Source organism: Paenibacillus sp. NPDC056722, assembly GCF_042790635.1.
Lineage (GTDB): Bacteria > Bacillota > Bacilli > Paenibacillales > Paenibacillaceae > Paenibacillus_AQ > Paenibacillus_AQ agri.
On sequence record NZ_JBHTYV010000013.1, the window covers coordinates 1 to 17458 of the forward strand.

Below are 17458 nucleotides of genomic sequence, written 5' to 3' on the forward strand. Positions count from 1 at the left end.
TATTATAAGTGATGGGGGATATTATTTATGAGTATTTTATCGATTGTATTGCAGTCCATCTTGGCTTTGGGCTTCCTTATGTTCGGTTTCACGAAGTTTGGTTCGAAGCAGATGGTGGAAGAGTTCAAGCGTTACGGGCTTCCGGCAGCGTTCCGTATTTTCACAGGTCTGGTTGAATTGGCGGGGGGCGTATTCATGGCTATCGGGATCTGGAAAGAGCAATTTGCGGCTATCGGTGGAATAGTCGTTGTGGTGACCATGATCGGAGCTGTTGCTACACATGTCCGCGTGAAGGATCCTGCCTCCAAGCTGGGAATGCCTTTCGTATTATTGATTCTCGGGCTTGTGGTATTATTTATAAATTGGGGGGCGTTAATCGGTTAAAACGTTCAAAAATCCCCCTTTAGTTGTCAATGAAGGTGGTAATTGAAATGAATTTGGATAATGATCAACACCAGCTTGACCTGCGTTTGCTCAGGGTATATATGAAATCCGCGCAATCTGTATCCGAGTTTATGAAGAAGGATATCAGCAGGTACGGAGTGGATATCGGGGCCTTTCATATTCTGGAGTTTCTATACAATAAAGGTCCCCATGCTATTCAAAAGATCGGCGAGAAATTCTCGATCCCTAGCGGGAGCGTCACCTACGTGGTGGATAAGCTGGAAAAGAAGGGGCTTGTTCAAAGGGAAGTGAGCTCAGAGGATCGGAGATTGGTGATGATTAAGCTGACAGATGAAGGACAAGTTCTGTTCGATGATATTTTCCCCAAACATACGCAGACTATAGCCGATATGTTCTCTGTATTAACGGATGAGGATAAGCATCAACTGACGGAATTGTTAAAGAAGCTGGGCTTGCAGGCTCAGAGCAAGTTGAAGTCCTGATGGACATTCTGATAAGGAGGTGATCCACTTACCTGCAGGAGTGCAGGCGGCATAGGTTATCAGGAACAAGCTTATTTTTAGAAGCTGCACTTTATAAATATAATAGACAAAGGGAGAGAAATTAAAATGGCAAATGTATTATTCGTGAAGGTAAATGATCGTCCGGCAGAACAAGCGGTAAGTGTGAAAATGTATGAAGCGTTCTTGGGAGCGTACAAAGAGTCACATCCACAGGATGCCGTGACAGAGCTGGATCTATACGAAGCTAACCTACCCTACTATGGCAACACTGCCATTACTGGATTATATAAAATAAGCCAAGGTTGGGATTTGACGCCGGAAGAAGCATCCTTGACTGCAACAGTGAACGGTTATTTGGACCAATTCCTTGCTGCTGATAAAGTGGTCATTGCGTTCCCTCTTTGGAATTTCACGGCACCTGCACCGCTTATCACGTATATTTCTTATCTTGCACAAGCTGGGAAGACGTTCAAGTATACTTCCGAGGGTCCGGTTGGACTGGCGGGCGACAAGAAAGTTGTGTTGCTGAATGCCCGCGGCGGAGTATATTCAAGTGAGCCGATGTCTGCTTTGGAATCTGCTGTGAAGCCAGTGAAGACTGCACTGGGTATGTTCGGAATTCAAGCTGAAGAGATTATTATTGAAGGTCATAACCAAAACCAAGATCGTTCGGCAGCTATTATTGCCGAGGGACTGGAACAAGTAGCTAAAGTGGCTGCAACATTCTAATAGGATGACATAACAAGCTCCCTGGCTTCTTGCCAGGGGGCTTGTTTCATTTACTAGGCCGGCCAGGACAATCGGCAGGAAAATAAACAAAACAAGCACAGCCCAGAAAAGGGGAACTTACCATAAGAAGTGTCGACGTGTAATTAACGGCATTTTCGTACCTTAAATTCTCCGTAGCTAAGGGGGAATGAAGATTAAGTGCAATATTGTACCTTAAATCTTCCAGAACACCCCGTCCAGCGCGCTTTTTCGAAAAATAAGATACAAAAATGCCCTTAGTTCCCTCAATTGCCTATATTGGAGAGAAATAAGGTGCAAAAATGCCGTTAATTGGGGGAACCCCTCTTTTTCACTGTTAAAACGTCTGGTGGAGGAGAATATATCGCTTCTAGTGGTTGAAATCTGTCGACAGTCTATGTCCCGGTGCTAACTTTCTTATGGAAAGCTTTCAGGTGAGATCTTTGCGCCTACAGTTTCAAACTTCCCCGTTCGCTCATCATCGCTTTTTGCTTTTTAATGTCACATTGCATCAATCCCCGCATATGCTTCTAACAACTCCCATTATAGAAGGGCTCGCCTTCCAATGTTCCAATTCTATACAAGGGCTCTTGAATTGCCGGGACCTGAGCTTACAACTAATTAAGCAAACGGAGGGTGCAAATGGCCTTTGATTACATTAACTACTGGGAACAAACGTATAAGACAGGCGGAAACTCGGGATCTGGATCTTACGGTGTGCTGGCAGAGTTCAAAGCCGCGGTTGTCAACGCCTGTATTGAGCGTTATAACGTCAACGAGGTGATTGAATTTGGCTGCGGCGATGGACATCAGCTGGGATTAATCAACTATCCGGAATACATTGGGCTTGATATTTCATCGGAATCGGTACGAATATGCCGGGAAAAGTACGGCGATGACCATACCAAAGCTTTTGCTACGTACCATCCGCTGACTTGGACAGGAGATCAACAAGGATTGCAGGCCGATATGACAGTCTGTTTAGATGTACTTTACCATATTATTGATGAAGGCCACTTTCAGGCAACACTGTCGCATGTACTTAATACGTCACGTGATGTCGTCGTTATTTACTCCAAACTTGATACCGGTGATGATGAACAGGTCATTTATACGATCAAAGACCGGGACTTACTGAGCAGACTCGCGCAGTTCAGCGATTTTCAAATTGTAGAGCGCATCCCGCAGGTGTACCCTGATCACTCCTCTGCCAGCTTTGTCATTTTACGCAGAAAAAGCGCAATTGCATAAACAACTGATACGCCAGTACTTCGTGTTTTCTTAAGAGTGGGATAATAGTTTACGGCTCAAGCTTTGATGTGAAATGAAAAAAACGATAGGGAGATTATCAGCAGGCGTTCCTTCACAGGATGCACATGGTAATGCCTTTTCTCATTACTGCAGAGGAACACTATAAAAAACCGCTGGATTAAAAGAATCCAGCGGTTTTTGGGTTCGTATGATATTTGATCGCTGTGAGCAGGAGTCCCTTTTAGTACTCAGAAAGACAATCTGTTCAGGCACGATTACTACGCGTCCACTCGTTTAAAGCTCACCAGCCCCGCTTTAGGAACTGCTACTTCAAGTAAGCCTCTACCCATTTCCGCGATCTCCGAGCTGATGATTTGTCCGCAGCAGTCCTTGACCTGGATCTCATAGCGAGCAGGGGAGAGGGTGCTTCTGATTACTACCCGTTCGCAATAGGTGCCGTTCACGATAAATAATTGAGTAAAGTCCTGCTCTACAGGCACAATAACATCAGCATAAATGGCGATGATCTGAGTGTCGTCCTTGCGTGCAGTCACGAGCGGGTACAACAGCTCCGGTTGTTGCGGAGACAACTCGCCCCGCAGCAGGACATCTCCATGATCTCTGCTGAATGCCAGCCAGAAGCGCAGCATGGACAAATATTCCTGACCAATCTCGTTAAGTCGTAAAGAGATTTGCGGTACAGAGAAGATCACATTGACCAATTGCATTGCCGCGCTCTCTACAGGTTCATTGGGATTGAACATGATCATGTCGGAATGAACAGCTGTATTTCCGGACAGGAGCCGCAGATCCAGTGTGCGAACCCGGTTCTGAATGGAATCGTTAGGGCAATCATTCGCGCGGAACATGTTGCCGTATTTTCGCATCAGCGGGCCGATATAGGTCTGGCGGAATTCAATGAGAATATCCGGTTTGATAGCTCTTAGACGTTCCATGACATCCGAGAGCAAACGATCCACTGCTTCAGGAACCGACTCATGATCCCGGCCTTCTGCTGTGCCTTCCTGCTGATCCGGACTTAGGCGGAAGCTATCCACGAAATCAAGCTTCAGACCGTCGATATCCCACCCGATGATCGCTTGTTCGTAGGTGTTGATCAGATATTCCCGCACATCCGGGTATCGTGGGTCCAGCACGCCCGCGTTCAGCTTCTCGTCAATCCGCAGGAGCTTGTTCTCGAACTGGCTCCATACTTTGCTGGACTTGCCCACGAATGGCACGGAGTACCATAACATGTATTTCAGGCCCAGCTTATGAACGGTATCGACATGCGACTTCATGTCTGGAATCTTGCCCTCATACACTTCCCAGTCACCAGTAAAAGCATAACCCCGATTATTATCGTCCGTCTGCCATCCATCATCGACAATGATAGTGTCACAGCCGAGTTCCTTGGCTAGCTTGGATTGCTCCTCTAATTCGGCTGCGGTCAGTTCCTGGTGATAGGAGTACCAGGTGGAGTACATCGGACGGAGAGCTACATCAGGGACCACGGAAGGTTTGTAGCCAGGAAGGGTCTCCCACCAAGCGGTTACTTCCTCCAACGCTTTATTGTAAGAAATATCTCTGCGGTCGATCCGTAGAGTGGCTTCATAATGATCTATCTTCGGCATGGCTTCCTCAAATAACGTAACAGAACAGAGGAAGGTCGAGTCTTCTTCATGGATACCCGCTTTAATCGATACATTGTTCAAGGCATCGGTAAAAGCGAAGGTCATACGGTTTCGCCCGTCCAGATTGTATAGGGAAGCTACAGGTGCCAGGGAAGTGCTCTTCGACTGGAAGCCATCGCCCCAATCCACCTGAAACGCTTTATTGCGATCCGTTCCAGGGTGCCATAAGGAATGAATATCTACGGCAGGGATGGACCACTCAACAGTGCACACTGGAGGATATTCTTTCTGTGTGGCCTTGAGCTTGATATGAACCAGGAACAGATTTTCTGTGGCGGTTTCGATTTCAGTTGTGCTGTCGAATAAGGGACTGTCGCTGACGACAGTGACAGTGGGACAAGTGTTGTTGATTAAAGTTTTCATAATGCCTCCTGCTTGCGAAAATAGATAATGGGCTAATGTTTACTGTTTAGAGTATATTATTTACGAAACGTATAGTAAACAAAAACTTTAAAGTGGTCATTGATGATTAGATTAACCGTATTATCAGACCTTAAACTAATATGTAAGCGGAGACAATTAGGTATTGTCAAACGTTTTGATCTCTGTTATATTGAATTCACACATTAGTTCACTAATGTTTAGTAAACAAAATACATTTTGATTGGCAAAAGCTTGGCGGAATTATAAAATGATCATAAGGGGTGTTTCCCAAATATGAAGTGAAAAGGTGATTAGTCGTGGCAACTATTCGTGATATCGCAAGTCTAGCTGGTGTATCTGCATCCACAGTTTCCCGTGTGCTGAACGGAGATCCTTCCCTTTCGGTATTGGAAGAGACAAGAAGAAAGATTATTTCCGCTGCGGAACAGCTGCAATATAAAGGAAGTCAACGACGTCAGACTAATCAGGCGGCACAGTTGAAGGATTACAAGATTGGACTAGTGACCTTCTGTTCGGAACAATTTGAATCGGAGGACCCGTACTACCTGTCCATCAGACTGCAAATTGAGAAGGAATTCAATCAATTGGGGCTTCACATTACGCGGACGATCCGCTGGGTGAACCATGATTCTTATGAAAGCCTGTCAGGATTGGATGGTTTGATCGTCATCGGGAAGTTTGAGTTTGATCCTTATAATCTGTTCTTTAGCCGGATTCAGAATGTCGTCTTTGTCGATTACTCGCCGGATGAGAATCGCTTTGATTCTGTTGTGGTTGATTTTGATAAGGTTACACGAACGGCTTTGGATCATCTTACCGGACTTGGCTATACTAGGATCGGTCTGATCAGCTCTCGCGATTTCATTAACCGTTTTGGTTCCAACTCCGGTACGGATTCTGTGGACCAACGGCAAAGCAGCTTTGAAGCATATATGAAGCAAAAGAATTTGTACCTGCCAGAGCATGTTCACATCGGCAAAGATTTCTCCATGTCCACCGGATATCAGCTCATGCAGGAAGTGATTGAGAAGCAGAATTTGCCGGAAGCTTTCCTGATCGGTTCTGATCCAATGGCGATTGCCGCCGGTAGAGCGTTGAAGGAAGCTGGCTTGAAGGTACCTAGAGATATCGCATTAGTTGGCATTGATGATATTGAAATGGCCTCTTATGCCAACCCGCCATTGACTACGGTGAAGATCTATACCGAGCAAATGGGGCAGAGCGCAGTGAAAATGCTGCTCGAACGTATCGGGGGCAGAGAAGTACCGTTAAAGATCGTGCTGCCGTCCAAGCTGATGATTAGAAGCAGCTGTGGTGCGGAAATTCGGTCATCAACTAGTTAAACATTCTTAGGGGGAATACATGATGAAAAAGTGGTCTTTGATTGTTTTATCTCTGCTTGTTGTAATCGCTTTATCTGCCTGTTCCGGCAATTCAGAGAGCAATAGCAGCTCTTCAAATTCCGGCGGAAACAGCGGGGCTGCCAAAGGGAAGATCACGTTTGCTTTCTGGGGCGCTCAAAGTGAAGCTGATGCGATCAAGCAGGCCATTGACAACTTCCAGAAGACTTACCCTGATATCAAAGTAGAAAGTCAATGGATTCAAAAGGACTATCTGACCAAATTGCAGACGATGATTGCCGGAGGAACCACCCCCGATGTCATGCTGATCTCCGGAGGGGATTTACCGGGTTTTGCGAACGCTTTCCAGGAATTACAAATTGATAAATCGCTGTTCAGCTCGCCTTCCTTTGTGGATTCAATGAGTGTGGATGGCAAAGTATATGCCGAGCCTTTCATTATCAAACCAAAGGTAATGGCGATTAATGTGGATCTTTTCCAGAAAAATAATATTCCGCTTCCAAGTCAAACCGTGCCGATGACTACTGAGGAATTCAAGGATATTTCCCAAAAGCTTACTTCTGGTGAAGGAGCGAGCAAAATTTTCGGTTCGGAGCCGCTGTGGCTCGGCAACTGGATCTATTCGTTCGGCGGCCAGTTCTACACTGATGATCTGAGTAAATCCGCACTTGATTCACCGGAAGCGATTGCAGCTGCCGAGTTTATTGTCTCCACCAAACAAGAGGGCATCGTACCTAATGATAGTGAGAAACAAGGCCAGAACATGATGAACTGGTATCTGGGCGGCAGAATCGGCATGTTTACCGACTTTGGTCCTTGGTACCTGCCGCAGATGGCGGATGTACAGAACTTTAAATGGGATCTCGTGCCATTCCCTGGCAACGGCGGTTCCAAAGAAGTTAACGGATTGGCGCTCAGCAAGAGCAGCAAGAATGCAGAAGCAGCCAAGCTTTTCATTAGCCATATGACACAAAACGAAGAGGCACAAAAAATCATCGGTGGCAATAAAAATGCATACGGAGTGCCTGTTATCCCTAGTGCTACAAGTGCATTCGAAGCTGTCGCTCCTAACAAAAACATGGCAGCCTTCGTGCTTGCCGCCGAGAAGCAGCATACACAAGAAGCTCAGAAGAGTACCAATGAGATCAACAATGAGATGAAAGCCATCGACGATACAACGCCGATTGGAATCGGCACTAAGGATGTCAAGGAAGTATTCCCGCAGGTAGCTGAGAAGATCAACAATATTTTACAACAAAACTAACGGGAGCATACTTATGAATGGACTAATAGAAGGGATCTACAATTTCTATGAAGGAATAGGGATGCCGGCAGCTTTGCTGCCGCTTCTCCCTTTTCTGACCGTTATCGCGCTGGTGTTCGCTATTATTTTTGCCATTACAAGGCTGCTTGTGAAGAAGAGAATCATGCATACCAAAACGGCAAGCTTCTACATGTTCGTCTCGGTCTGGGTGATCGGCTTCCTGCTGTTTACGGTAGGTCCGATGATTTTCTCCTTCTATATCAGCTTCACCAAATGGGAAGTTGTCAGCGACCCGCAGTGGATAGGGCTGAACAATTACAAGATGTTGTTCAAAGACACATTGTTCTATAAATCATTATCCGTGACGTTCTATTACACGCTGGTAAGTGTACCGCTGCAGGTCATTCTGTCGTTTGCGATTGCGATTCTGATGAACCTGAAGCTGCGCGGCATTTATATTTTCCGTACGATTTATTATCTTCCTACCCTGGTGCAGGGTGTTGCACAGATGGTACTGTTCATCTGGATCTTTAATCCGAATGTCGGTCTCGTCAATTCACTGCTGCGTCTGGTAGGTATTGAAGGACCCGGCTGGTTCTCCAGTCCGGACTGGTCGATGCCTGCGGTCATTATTATGAGCCTCTGGACGGTCGGCGGCAACATGATCATCTATCTGGCGGGCTTGTCGGATATTCCGCAAAGCTTGTATGAAGCGGCCGAGATCGACGGCGCCACGGCTGCGAGAAAGGTATGGCACGTGACCCTGCCACAGATTTCGCCGATCCTGTTCTTCAACGCGGTAACAAGTATGATCGGGGCATTCCAGACCTTTACCCAAGGCTTCATGATCAACGGGGGGCCGGATAACTCCTTGCTGTTCTATGCTTATTACCTGTATCAAAATGCTTTTATGTGGTTCAAAATGGGCTACGGATCAGCGCTGGCCTGGGTACTCTTCGTGATTATTCTGATATTCACCGCGATTGTATTCCGCAGCAGTGCTTTATGGGTGTACTACGAAACAGAGCAAAACGGAGGGAGGAAGCGTCGTGTCCGTCAAAAAAGAGCGTAATTCTGCCAAGAAAAAGGTGCATTGGCTGGCCTATCTCCTGCTTTTAATCGGGAGCGTAGCATTTCTATATCCCTTTATCTGGATGGTCTCCGCCTCACTGCGGAGTCTGGAGGAGCTTGCAGCCTCCGGGATGAGCATTTGGCCGGAACACTGGCGCTGGGGCAACTATGCCAAGGCACTGACTGCCTTTCCGTTCCCGCAATATCTGCTTAACACCGTGATTACAACCATCTTGCCGATAATCGGTACGGTTCTTTCCTGTTCGCTTGTCGGCTACGCTTTCGCCCGGTTTAAGGTGAGAGGAAGCGGGTTCCTGTTCGTGCTGGTTCTATCGACGATGCTGCTGCCTGGTGAAGTCACAATGATTCCGCAATTTATTCTATTTAAAAAGCTGGGCATGCTGGATACGCTGTACCCGCTGATCGTTCCTGCCTTCTTCGGCTCGGCGTTCTATATTTTCTTAATGCGCCAATTCTACTCCCGATTGCCTGTTGGTCTCGAAGAGGCGGCAATTATCGACGGTTGTGGTTATTTTAAAATCTGGCGTACGATCTTCCTTCCGTTGTCTAAGCCAGCCTTGATGGCTGTCGGTGTTATGGTCTTCATGGGCTCCTGGAACAACTTCATGGGACCGCTGATTTATATCAACAGTGATAAATGGAAGACGCTTACGCTGGGGTTGGCCGGATTCCAGGGTACTTATGCTACAGATACCAACCTGCTGATGGCTGCGGCTGTCGTCATTACATTGCCATGTATCCTGCTGTTCTTCTCAGCACAAAAAGCATTTATGGAAGGTCTGACCTTCTCAGGTTCCAAGGAAAGCTAATATAGACAAAGGACAGGAGTGACCTTAGCATGACCAATGAGAGAGAGATTAAAGCCAAAGCTGGTGCAGTAACTTTTCAATCCTCCGATAAAGATCTGAATGAAGGTTTTGTCTGGGCCAAACGCCAGGCACTTGAATACGCTCATTTCGGTGAAGATGCCGTCGGGCTGTGGTACGAAGCTGCATTGCCTGAACGTGAGGCATTTTGTATCCGTGATGTAATGCATCATAGCACTGGAGCTGCGGTACTGGGGCTTCGATATCATACCAAAAATATGATCATGCGTTTTGCCGAGAACATTGCCGAATCACGGGATTGGTGTACGTATTGGGAGATTACCAAGGACAACGTGCCTGCCCCGGTGGACTACGAGAATGATGAGGATTTCTGGTACAATCTTCCGGCGAACTTCGATATTATTCATACCAGCTGGCGTCAATATGAGTGGACAGGCGATGACTACTATTTGAATGACAGTCAGCTGCAGAAATTTTTCGAACTAACATTAAATGAATATACAAAGACTTGGGACAAAGACGGCGACGGGATTTTGGAGTATTACCCTGAGTACGGTCGTAGAGGTCTGGCTACCTTTAACGAGGCTGGACTTCACCCGCTGCTTGGCGGGGACATGATCGGATCACAGGTTGCGGGATACCGCTCGTTCGCTCAGTTAGCCCGTCTCAGAGGTCTAGCTGAAGTTGCCCAGCAGTATGATAACAAGGCAGATGAGCTGGAACAGCGTTATGAGAAGGACTGGTGGAACGAAGGGAAAGACCGTTTCTATGGTGCGATGCTGCAGGACCGGTCATTCGTAAAGGTCTATCATGCTGAGGGTAATTTCCTCCCGCTCTATTATGGTTCCATCGGGAATCGTGAGAAGCTGAACAAGGCGCTGGCGGATGTCAAAATCAACCGTGTGGCCAATGTCGAAGGTAAAACCTACCTGCCGGATATTTTCTACCGGTACGGAGAGAACGAAGAAGCCTTCAAGGAATTGAAGGAATTGGTGGACCCGTCCCTGGACCGCCGGGATTACCCGGAAGTGTCTTATTGTGTGGTTGGTTCCGTAGCTGCCGGACTGATGGGTATTGCCGGTGACGGAGCATCCGTAATCAGCACCCTGCCTAGACTGGCGCAATCACTGGAATGGGCGGAGCTGGGAGAAGTCCCAATCCTCGACCGCACCATCACAGTAAAACATAAGGGCAACACCGAGAGTGCGGTGACGCTGCAAGCTGGGGAGTCTTTTGTCTGGAAGGCGGCTTTCCCTGGTCATGTGGATACACTCTACTATAACGGTAAAGGCATAGCTGCAAAGCAGGAAACCACAGTAGGCGGAGAACAGGTTAGCTATATTACCGTAGAGATCGCTGAAGGCGAAACACATGCGGTGTCCGCTAAGCCACAAGGTTAATCTTTAAACTGTAATCTACAGGCGCTGGTTAAAGCTGATTGGATTCAAAACACGGATAGCTGATCAGATACACTTTGTACAGGGCTGGCCTGGGTAAGTGAGAACATAGTTCGGGGTTGGCCCAGGCTAGTGAGAAAATAGCTCAGGTCTGTCTAAGACTAGTGAGAAAATAGTACAGATCTGTCTCAGTCAAGTGGGAATATAGCTCAAGGCTGGCCCAGACTGGCGAGAACATAACTTAAGGCTGGCTCTCTGAGCCAGCCTTTCTACATGAGCGGGTAAAGAGGGGGAATGTGAGCGGGAGGCTTCATTTCAGGCTAAAATGATGAATCAGCATGCATTAATGCTACTATATAGAACGAAATAAAGTAACAAGCATAACCAAGGGGAGAGAGGATTTGTATAAGAAGTGTAGAAGTTAATTAACGGCATTTTTGTACCTTAATTCCTCTGTAGCTAGGGAAGAGTGGGGATTAAGTGCAATTTTGTACCTTAAATATTCCAGAATACCCCATTCAGCGTACTTTTTCTAAAAATAAGATACAATAATGCCCTTATTTCCCTCTTTTGCTTATATTGAAGAGAAATAAGGTACAAAAATGCTCTTAGTTGGGGAGGGAGCCCTCTTTTTCACTGCTAAGACGACTGGTGAAGGGGACTATACCGTTTCTAGTGGTTGAAATCTGTCGACAGACAGCCTATGATGACACGGTGCTAATTCTCCTATGGAAAAAGAGCTTTGCGCTTGGGATAACCGTATAACCGTGAGAACAAAAGCCTCAAATTCACATTCATGTGGCATTTGAGGCTTTTATTTGGTAGGCGGACACATCTGGATGTTACGGATCCAAGCTAGCCCGGGAGGCCAGGATGTCCCCATTCAGTAGTTGACACGCAGTCGTAAACACGCAGTCGTAAACATACCGTCGGCAAAATGTGCAGCAGAGGCGCTGCCCAATTTTTTATGGCAACACGTTACCAGCAGCGCGGTAGATCTCGTACCATTCTTCTTTGGACAGGGTGATGTCTGTAGCTTTGGCGATATCACGCAGACGCTGAGTGTTGGTCGTGCCAACAATCGGCTGCATTTTAGCTGGATGTCTCAGCAACCAGGCGATAGCAATAGCTGTATCGGCCACGCCTTTTTCGTCAGCCAGACGGTTAACGACCTGATTCAGCTCAGGATACTTGTCGCTTCCCAGGAATACGCCTTCAAAGAAGCCGTATTGGAACGGCGACCATGGCTGAATGGTCATGTCATGCAGACGGCTGTATTCCAGGATGCTACCGTCATGGTCGATAGAAGCCGGATTCGCCATATTGACATTGAAGCCTGTGTCGATCATACCTGTATTGGTAATACTCAGTTGCAGTTGGTTGAACAGCAGCTTTTGCTTAACATTTTTCTTGAGCAATTCAATTTGCAGCGGCTTCTGGTTGCTGACACCGAAGTGTTTGACCAGGCCTTTTTGCTCCAGAATATCGAAAGCTTCAGCTACTTCTTCCGGTTCGAAAAGGGTGTCCGGGCGATGCAGCAGCAGAACATCCAAATAATCGGTTTTCAGGCGCTTCAAGCTGCCTTCTACGGAACTCAGGATATGCTCCTTGGAAAAGTCGAACAAACCTTTACGGATGCCGCATTTGCTCTGGATCAGGACTTTGTCACGCAAGCCAGGGTTATTGACGAGCACATCTCCGAATACTTCCTCAGCTTTGCCGCCGGCATAAATATCGGCATGGTCAAAGAAATCAATACCCACTTCCAGTGAGGTAAGGATGTGCGCCTCCGCTTCCTTCGGGGACAAATCCGCAATCCGCATACAGCCCAGGGAAATCTGGGAAACTTCAAGTGTACCGTTGCCTACATTAATTTTCGCTGCCATTTCAACATTCACTCCTTCATTTGATAGCTTCATGATAAATTGTAAACCTTAGAGGTTACTAGAAGGCAATAGTTTTATGTTATATTATTGTCATTGGGTCATCGGTACAACCCTTCGAACTTGTAGCGACCTAATTTAGCGTTAACCACTAGTATTGTGTTTGAAACCTAAATAGTAGTAGAGTTTTTTCTTTTGATGATTAAGCGGTGCCGGAGCAAGCGGCAGAATGGAGTCAACCCATGGGATACAGTATCAAAACCATCTCGCAAAAAAGCGGATTAAGTCCATATACCCTGCGTTACTATGAGAAAGAAGGCGTATTGCCTCTGGTCGCCAGAGACGAGAATGGCAACCGCTGCTTTCACGACGAAGATATTGACTTGATCTCTCTGATTTGTTGCTTGAAGGATACAGGAATGCCGATTGCGGAAATTAAGCAGTTTGTTGCCTTGTCCAAAGAAGGCGGCGGGACTCTGCCGGAACGGCGGAAGCTGCTGATGGAGCACAAGCAGGAGATTGACCGCAAAATCGAGTTTTTCCAACAGTTTTCCAAAAAGATCGATCACAAGATTGCCTACTTCTCTTCCTTGGAAAATGAAACGTCCTCCCAGCCCCAGCAGCAGGCAGAGGAAGAAGCGAATTGAACAAACAGCTCCCGAGGAGAGTATTCCTCGGGAGCTGTTTTTTTACACTCTATTTGTGACGGGGCAGTTCAAGTTCGGCTGACAGCCCGCTATCTGATCCACTGCTCAGGATCAATCTGCCGTGATGGGCTTTGGCAATTCGGGCTACCATGGGCAGCCCCAGGCCATGGCCATCCTGGAGGGGGCGTTGTCGTTTGGCCGAGTAGGGCAGTTCCAATAAGTCTGGTATCATATCTGGCGGAATGCCTCTTCCATCGTCTGCCACAATGAGGCGGCCGATATTCTTATCCGTGTCGGCTAGGGTCTGAAGAACAATGCGGCAGCCGCCGGGGTTATGGTTAATGCAGTTCTGGATCAGGTTGGCAATTGCGCGCAGCAGCAATTTCTCATCGCCCTGTACCTGAACGCCATCATCGGCGATATCGACCTCCAGCACGAACTGCTCCGCCAGACCGTTGTTCAGGTACTCGGAGGCCGCATTCCGTGCCAGCGCTGATAAGCGCAGCAACTTTATTTGCAACGGCTGCATCTCATACTCCAGCATGGAAACTAAGTTCAGATCGCTGATCAGTGTGCGCAGCTTCTCGCCTTGCCGGGTAATCATTCCTGCCTGATGCCTGGATTCCTCCGGAAGTTCGGCGTTCTCTTCAAGCACGCTTGCATAGCCCAGCACCAGCGATAGCGGGGTACGTATATCATGGGAAATACCGGCAATCCAATTGGATCGTGCCTCGTCCCTGGAGATCAGCGCGGAACGCTTCTGCTTCAATAATTCGGATACACCATTAATGCGCTTGGCCAGTTCTCTCAATACGCCAACAGGCTCCACGTGTACTTCTGTATCATCTGCAAGGGCCTGAATTCCGCGGGTTAGTGGATGAATAGAGCGGATCAGTCTTGAACCGATGAATAGTGACAGCAACAGGACCAGAACGATGTTGGCAATGAGAAGGAGTGCGGTTCTCGTCGGCAGCTCTTCTACCCACCCCACAGGATAGATATTCTGGTATTTCGCCAAGCTGTGCTTCGGATATCCCGCCACTACCAGCCCTTCACCAACCTCCCAGACAAAGACAGGGTAGTCCATCAGGAAGCTTCGTGAGAACTTGGCTACATCCGTGATGGAGTAGCTTGCGGGGAGTTCTTCTGGAAGTTTGTGGCTCCAGACCAACTGGCCGCTCTGATCGAGCAGCATAGCCCATGCGCGGTGCTGATCTAGCAGTTGGGCCGCTTCAGGGGCCAGGGAGTAAGCTTGCCCGGAGACCTTGAAATTTTCCGCCACTTGCCGGACTACGGTGTTCGGCGAATTCCCCTCATTCATTCCTTTAAAGATCCATAGCCCAAGCAGAAGCAGATTCAGCACGAGCAGCAGGATGGAGATCAGCATGGTGGTACTGATAAAACGCTTCAAGATGGTGATAGTGCCATCCATGAGGTTATTCCCCATTTATCATCAGCTTGTATCCCAGGCCTCTGACAGTCAACAGGGAAGTGGGCGCGGATGGGTCTGCTTCAATCTTCTCGCGAATTCTGCGGATATGGACCATCAACGTATTCTCGTAGCCGTAGTAGTCATCCCCCCAAGCGGCCTGGCACAGCATGTCACTGGTGACGATGCGACCCTGCTGGGCGTGCAGCTTGGTTAGCAGGGCATGTTCCTTCGCAGTCAGAGCCTGCTCTCCGCTGGCGCTTTTAACCATGCCGCTCTCCAGATCAATAATCCGGTTCCCCAGCGTAAAGACAGGTCGCGGTTCTTCCTTGGGCGGCGCATAGACCCGTCGCAGCACGGCAATCAAGCGGAGCAGCAATTCTCGGGGCAGAAACGGTTTGACTATGTAATCGTCCGCGCCCAGGCCGAGCCCGAGCAGACGGTCTTCATCTTCACCTTTTGCAGACAGGAAAAGAACGGGCATACTTGAGAATTGGCGCAGTGCCGTCAACAGGGAGAAACCGTCACCATCCGGCAGCATGACATCAAGTATGGCTATATCTGGCTTGACGGTGCGGCATAATTCCAGAGCTTCGGCGTAATGGGATGCGTGATAAATACGGGTAAAACCATCCTTGCGTAAAAATCCGTCAATCATTTCCCTGATTGCTTGTTCGTCGTCAACGATAAGCAATTTTTTGTTCTTTATATTTTCCATTTATTGATCACCTGTGTTAATTATACAAAATTTCCATCCTGATTTCTGTCCCTATGAGATCCTTGGAAGCAATTTAAGCTTAACGTAAGGTAGCCGTCAGTTTGGGTAAAGGTCTCTCTGCCATACTCTGGTTAGAATTCTTAAATCCACAACGACAGGAGCCAACCTTATGAGTGAAGTGATTTCCACCAGCAAATTGTCAAAGCGATACGGCAGCACCTACTCCGTGCAGGATATGAATCTAACTGTAAGAGAAGGAGACATCTATGGTTTTCTCGGTCCTAACGGCGCTGGTAAGTCTACTACGTTGAAAATGATCCTCGGACTTGCTAAACCTACAGAAGGTAAGGTAAAGGTGTTCGGGAAGGATTTTGCAGAGGAACGCCGCCAGATTCTAGACCGGACGGGTTCGCTTATTGAATCCCCATCGTATTACGGGCATCTCACCGGGCTTGAGAATATGCGGGTGGTGCAGCGGTTTAGGAGAGTGCCAGACAATAATGTGACGGAGGCTTTGAAGATCGTGAGGCTGGATAAGCATAAGGACAAGAAGGCGGGGCAGTATTCCCTTGGCATGAAGCAGCGTCTGGGTATTGCTATGGCTCTGGTGTCCTGGCCGAAGCTGCTTGTTCTGGACGTGCCGACTAATGGTCTTGATCCCGCTGGGATCGGAGAAATCCGCGAGCTGATCAAGTCCCTGCCGGAGTGTTTTGGTATGACGGTGCTGCTGTCCAGTCATTTGCTGGCCGAGATTGAGCAGATTGCCACTTCCGTGGGTATTATCCACCAAGGAAAGCTTCTGTTTCAAGGAAGTATGGAGGAACTGCAGCGAAGAAGTTATCCCATGATTATGATAAAAACCGCTGATAATTCCCGTGCACAGCGTTTTCTCGCTGCCGAAGGCTATTCGCCACAGCTGTTCGAGGACCGGATCGCTTTTGCAGGGCTCGGGGATGAAGAGGCCGCGGCGGTCAACCGGAGGCTGGTGGCGGCGAATATTGACGTGCTGCGGATCGAGGAGCATAAAAAAAATCTGGAGCATATCTTCCTGGAGCTGACAGGAAAGGAGCGGAGCCTGTGATTCAGCTGATTTCCCTTGAATTTTATAAGATTCGGCGTAAACGGCTGTATTTGATGGCCACGCTGTTTCTTGGCGTTGAGCTCGCTGGAGCTTTTATGGCAGTAAGTATGTCATTGGCCCGTCATCCGGATCAGGAAGAATGGATGCCACTGCTGGCTACACTTTCCTCTATGAATGGCTTGTTTCTGCCGATTCTGTCGGCGGTATGTGTGTCCCGGATCAGTGACATGGAGCATAAAGGAAACACATGGAAGCTACTTTTGTCTGTTTCGGTTAGGAGGGGACAGCTGTACTTAGCCAAATATATTTGTGCCTGCGTCATCCTGCTGGGGGTCTCACTCTTGCAAATCGCTGCTGCTGCGGCTTTCGGGATCGGCAAGGTGTTATGGGAATCATTTCCTTTAGGTCTTATGGTGCAATTTATGGCCGGGACTTTACTGACCAATATGGTCATAATCGCCCTGCAGCAATGGCTGTCTCTGGCTGTGAAGAACCAGGCCTTTGCGCTCTGTCTCGGGATGCTTGGTGGATTCTTCGGCATGACGGGTGATTTTTTTCCTCAGGCCGTGCGCCAATATTTCATATGGTCGAACTACAACGGGTTAAGCCCGGTACGGCAAAGCTATGTTGACAATGCTATACAGTTCACTGCTATCGATGGGGGAGCCCTACTGCCGCAAGCGTCCATTCTTGTCGTGCTCGGTGTTGTTATCTATATCGCGGGAAGCCGGCACATTTCCAGACAGGACATATAAGAGGAGGGGATTCGTATGCT

Annotated in this window: 16 protein-coding genes; 12 read left to right on the forward strand and 4 right to left on the reverse strand. The window is 47.9% G+C overall.

What is annotated here, in order from left to right; all coding sequences use genetic code 11:
- Nucleotides 1-27: 27 nt before the first annotated feature.
- The 4 genes from ACFRAM_RS23410 (at nucleotide 28) to ACFRAM_RS23425 (ending at nucleotide 2906) form a co-directional block, all read left to right on the forward strand.
- The gene (locus tag ACFRAM_RS23410; protein WP_175370449.1) at nucleotides 28-384 is read left to right on the forward strand and encodes a DoxX family protein; all 357 of its coding nucleotides are present in this window, start codon (nucleotides 28-30) and stop codon (nucleotides 382-384) included.
- A gap of 47 nt (nucleotides 385-431) precedes the next feature.
- Nucleotides 432-887 carry a MarR family winged helix-turn-helix transcriptional regulator gene (locus ACFRAM_RS23415; RefSeq protein WP_379468622.1) on the forward strand — a complete coding sequence of 152 codons (456 nt, stop codon included), beginning with the start codon at nucleotides 432-434 and terminating at the stop codon, nucleotides 885-887.
- 126 nt (nucleotides 888-1013) lie between these two features.
- On the forward strand, nucleotides 1014-1637 hold the full coding sequence (locus tag ACFRAM_RS23420) for an FMN-dependent NADH-azoreductase (RefSeq protein WP_379468624.1): 624 nt from the start codon (nucleotides 1014-1016) through the stop codon (nucleotides 1635-1637).
- Nucleotides 1638-2297: 660 nt separating this feature from the next.
- The gene (locus ACFRAM_RS23425; RefSeq protein ID WP_379468626.1) at nucleotides 2298-2906 is read left to right on the forward strand and encodes a methyltransferase; all 609 of its coding nucleotides are present in this window, start codon (nucleotides 2298-2300) and stop codon (nucleotides 2904-2906) included.
- A 278-nt stretch (nucleotides 2907-3184) separates the two neighbouring features.
- Here the strand turns inward: ACFRAM_RS23425 and ACFRAM_RS23430 are convergent, their stop codons facing one another.
- Nucleotides 3185-4963 (reverse strand): glycoside hydrolase family 36 protein, encoded by a 1779-nt coding sequence (locus tag ACFRAM_RS23430; RefSeq protein ID WP_379468628.1) that lies wholly within the window; start codon nucleotides 4961-4963, stop codon nucleotides 3185-3187.
- A gap of 317 nt (nucleotides 4964-5280) precedes the next feature.
- On the opposite strand from ACFRAM_RS23430, the gene ACFRAM_RS23435 reads away from it, so the two are divergent.
- Genes ACFRAM_RS23435 through ACFRAM_RS23455 form a run of 5 tightly spaced genes read left to right on the forward strand, consistent with a single transcriptional unit; the run spans nucleotide 5281 to nucleotide 10928 of the window.
- A complete protein-coding gene (locus ACFRAM_RS23435; protein ID WP_066372014.1) occupies nucleotides 5281-6327 on the forward strand; it encodes a LacI family DNA-binding transcriptional regulator in 1047 nt (348 codons plus the stop codon).
- Between the two features lie 19 nt (nucleotides 6328-6346).
- Nucleotides 6347-7609: an ABC transporter substrate-binding protein gene (locus ACFRAM_RS23440; RefSeq protein ID WP_379468631.1), complete on the forward strand. Its 1263-nt coding sequence runs from the start codon at nucleotides 6347-6349 to the stop codon at nucleotides 7607-7609.
- Nucleotides 7610-7622: 13 nt separating this feature from the next.
- Nucleotides 7623-8681: a carbohydrate ABC transporter permease gene (locus ACFRAM_RS23445; protein ID WP_379468633.1), complete on the forward strand. Its 1059-nt coding sequence runs from the start codon at nucleotides 7623-7625 to the stop codon at nucleotides 8679-8681.
- Nucleotides 8659-9510, forward strand: coding sequence for a carbohydrate ABC transporter permease (locus tag ACFRAM_RS23450; protein ID WP_379468635.1), 852 nt, complete (start codon nucleotides 8659-8661; stop codon nucleotides 9508-9510). Before ACFRAM_RS23445 ends, ACFRAM_RS23450 begins: the two co-directional genes overlap by 23 nt.
- Nucleotides 9511-9539: 29 nt before the next feature.
- On the forward strand, nucleotides 9540-10928 hold the full coding sequence (locus tag ACFRAM_RS23455; RefSeq protein WP_379468637.1) for a glucosidase family protein: 1389 nt from the start codon (nucleotides 9540-9542) through the stop codon (nucleotides 10926-10928).
- Between the two features lie 962 nt (nucleotides 10929-11890).
- Here ACFRAM_RS23455 and ACFRAM_RS23460 read toward each other — a convergent pair.
- Nucleotides 11891-12811 carry an aldo/keto reductase gene (locus ACFRAM_RS23460; protein ID WP_175370457.1) on the reverse strand — a complete coding sequence of 307 codons (921 nt, stop codon included), beginning with the start codon at nucleotides 12809-12811 and terminating at the stop codon, nucleotides 11891-11893.
- Nucleotides 12812-13050: 239 nt separating this feature from the next.
- Between ACFRAM_RS23460 and ACFRAM_RS23465 the strand changes: the two genes are divergently transcribed.
- On the forward strand, nucleotides 13051-13455 hold the full coding sequence (locus tag ACFRAM_RS23465; protein WP_175370472.1) for a MerR family transcriptional regulator: 405 nt from the start codon (nucleotides 13051-13053) through the stop codon (nucleotides 13453-13455).
- Between the two features lie 49 nt (nucleotides 13456-13504).
- On the opposite strand, the gene ACFRAM_RS23470 is transcribed toward ACFRAM_RS23465, so the two are convergent.
- On the reverse strand, nucleotides 13505-14887 hold the full coding sequence (locus ACFRAM_RS23470) for a sensor histidine kinase (protein ID WP_379468640.1): 1383 nt from the start codon (nucleotides 14885-14887) through the stop codon (nucleotides 13505-13507).
- 4 nt (nucleotides 14888-14891) lie between these two features.
- Entirely contained in the window at nucleotides 14892-15602 is a 711-nt protein-coding gene (locus ACFRAM_RS23475; RefSeq protein WP_379468642.1) for a response regulator transcription factor, read from the reverse strand.
- Nucleotides 15603-15771: 169 nt separating this feature from the next.
- On the opposite strand from ACFRAM_RS23475, the gene ACFRAM_RS23480 reads away from it, so the two are divergent.
- Both ACFRAM_RS23480 and ACFRAM_RS23485 read left to right on the forward strand, forming a co-directional pair.
- On the forward strand, nucleotides 15772-16683 hold the full coding sequence (locus ACFRAM_RS23480; RefSeq protein ID WP_379468644.1) for an ABC transporter ATP-binding protein: 912 nt from the start codon (nucleotides 15772-15774) through the stop codon (nucleotides 16681-16683).
- Complete coding sequence (locus tag ACFRAM_RS23485) at nucleotides 16680-17438, forward strand: ABC transporter permease (protein ID WP_379468646.1); 759 nt, start codon at nucleotides 16680-16682, stop codon at nucleotides 17436-17438. Before ACFRAM_RS23480 ends, ACFRAM_RS23485 begins: the two co-directional genes overlap by 4 nt.
- The last annotated feature ends 20 nt before the right edge of the window (nucleotides 17439-17458 follow it).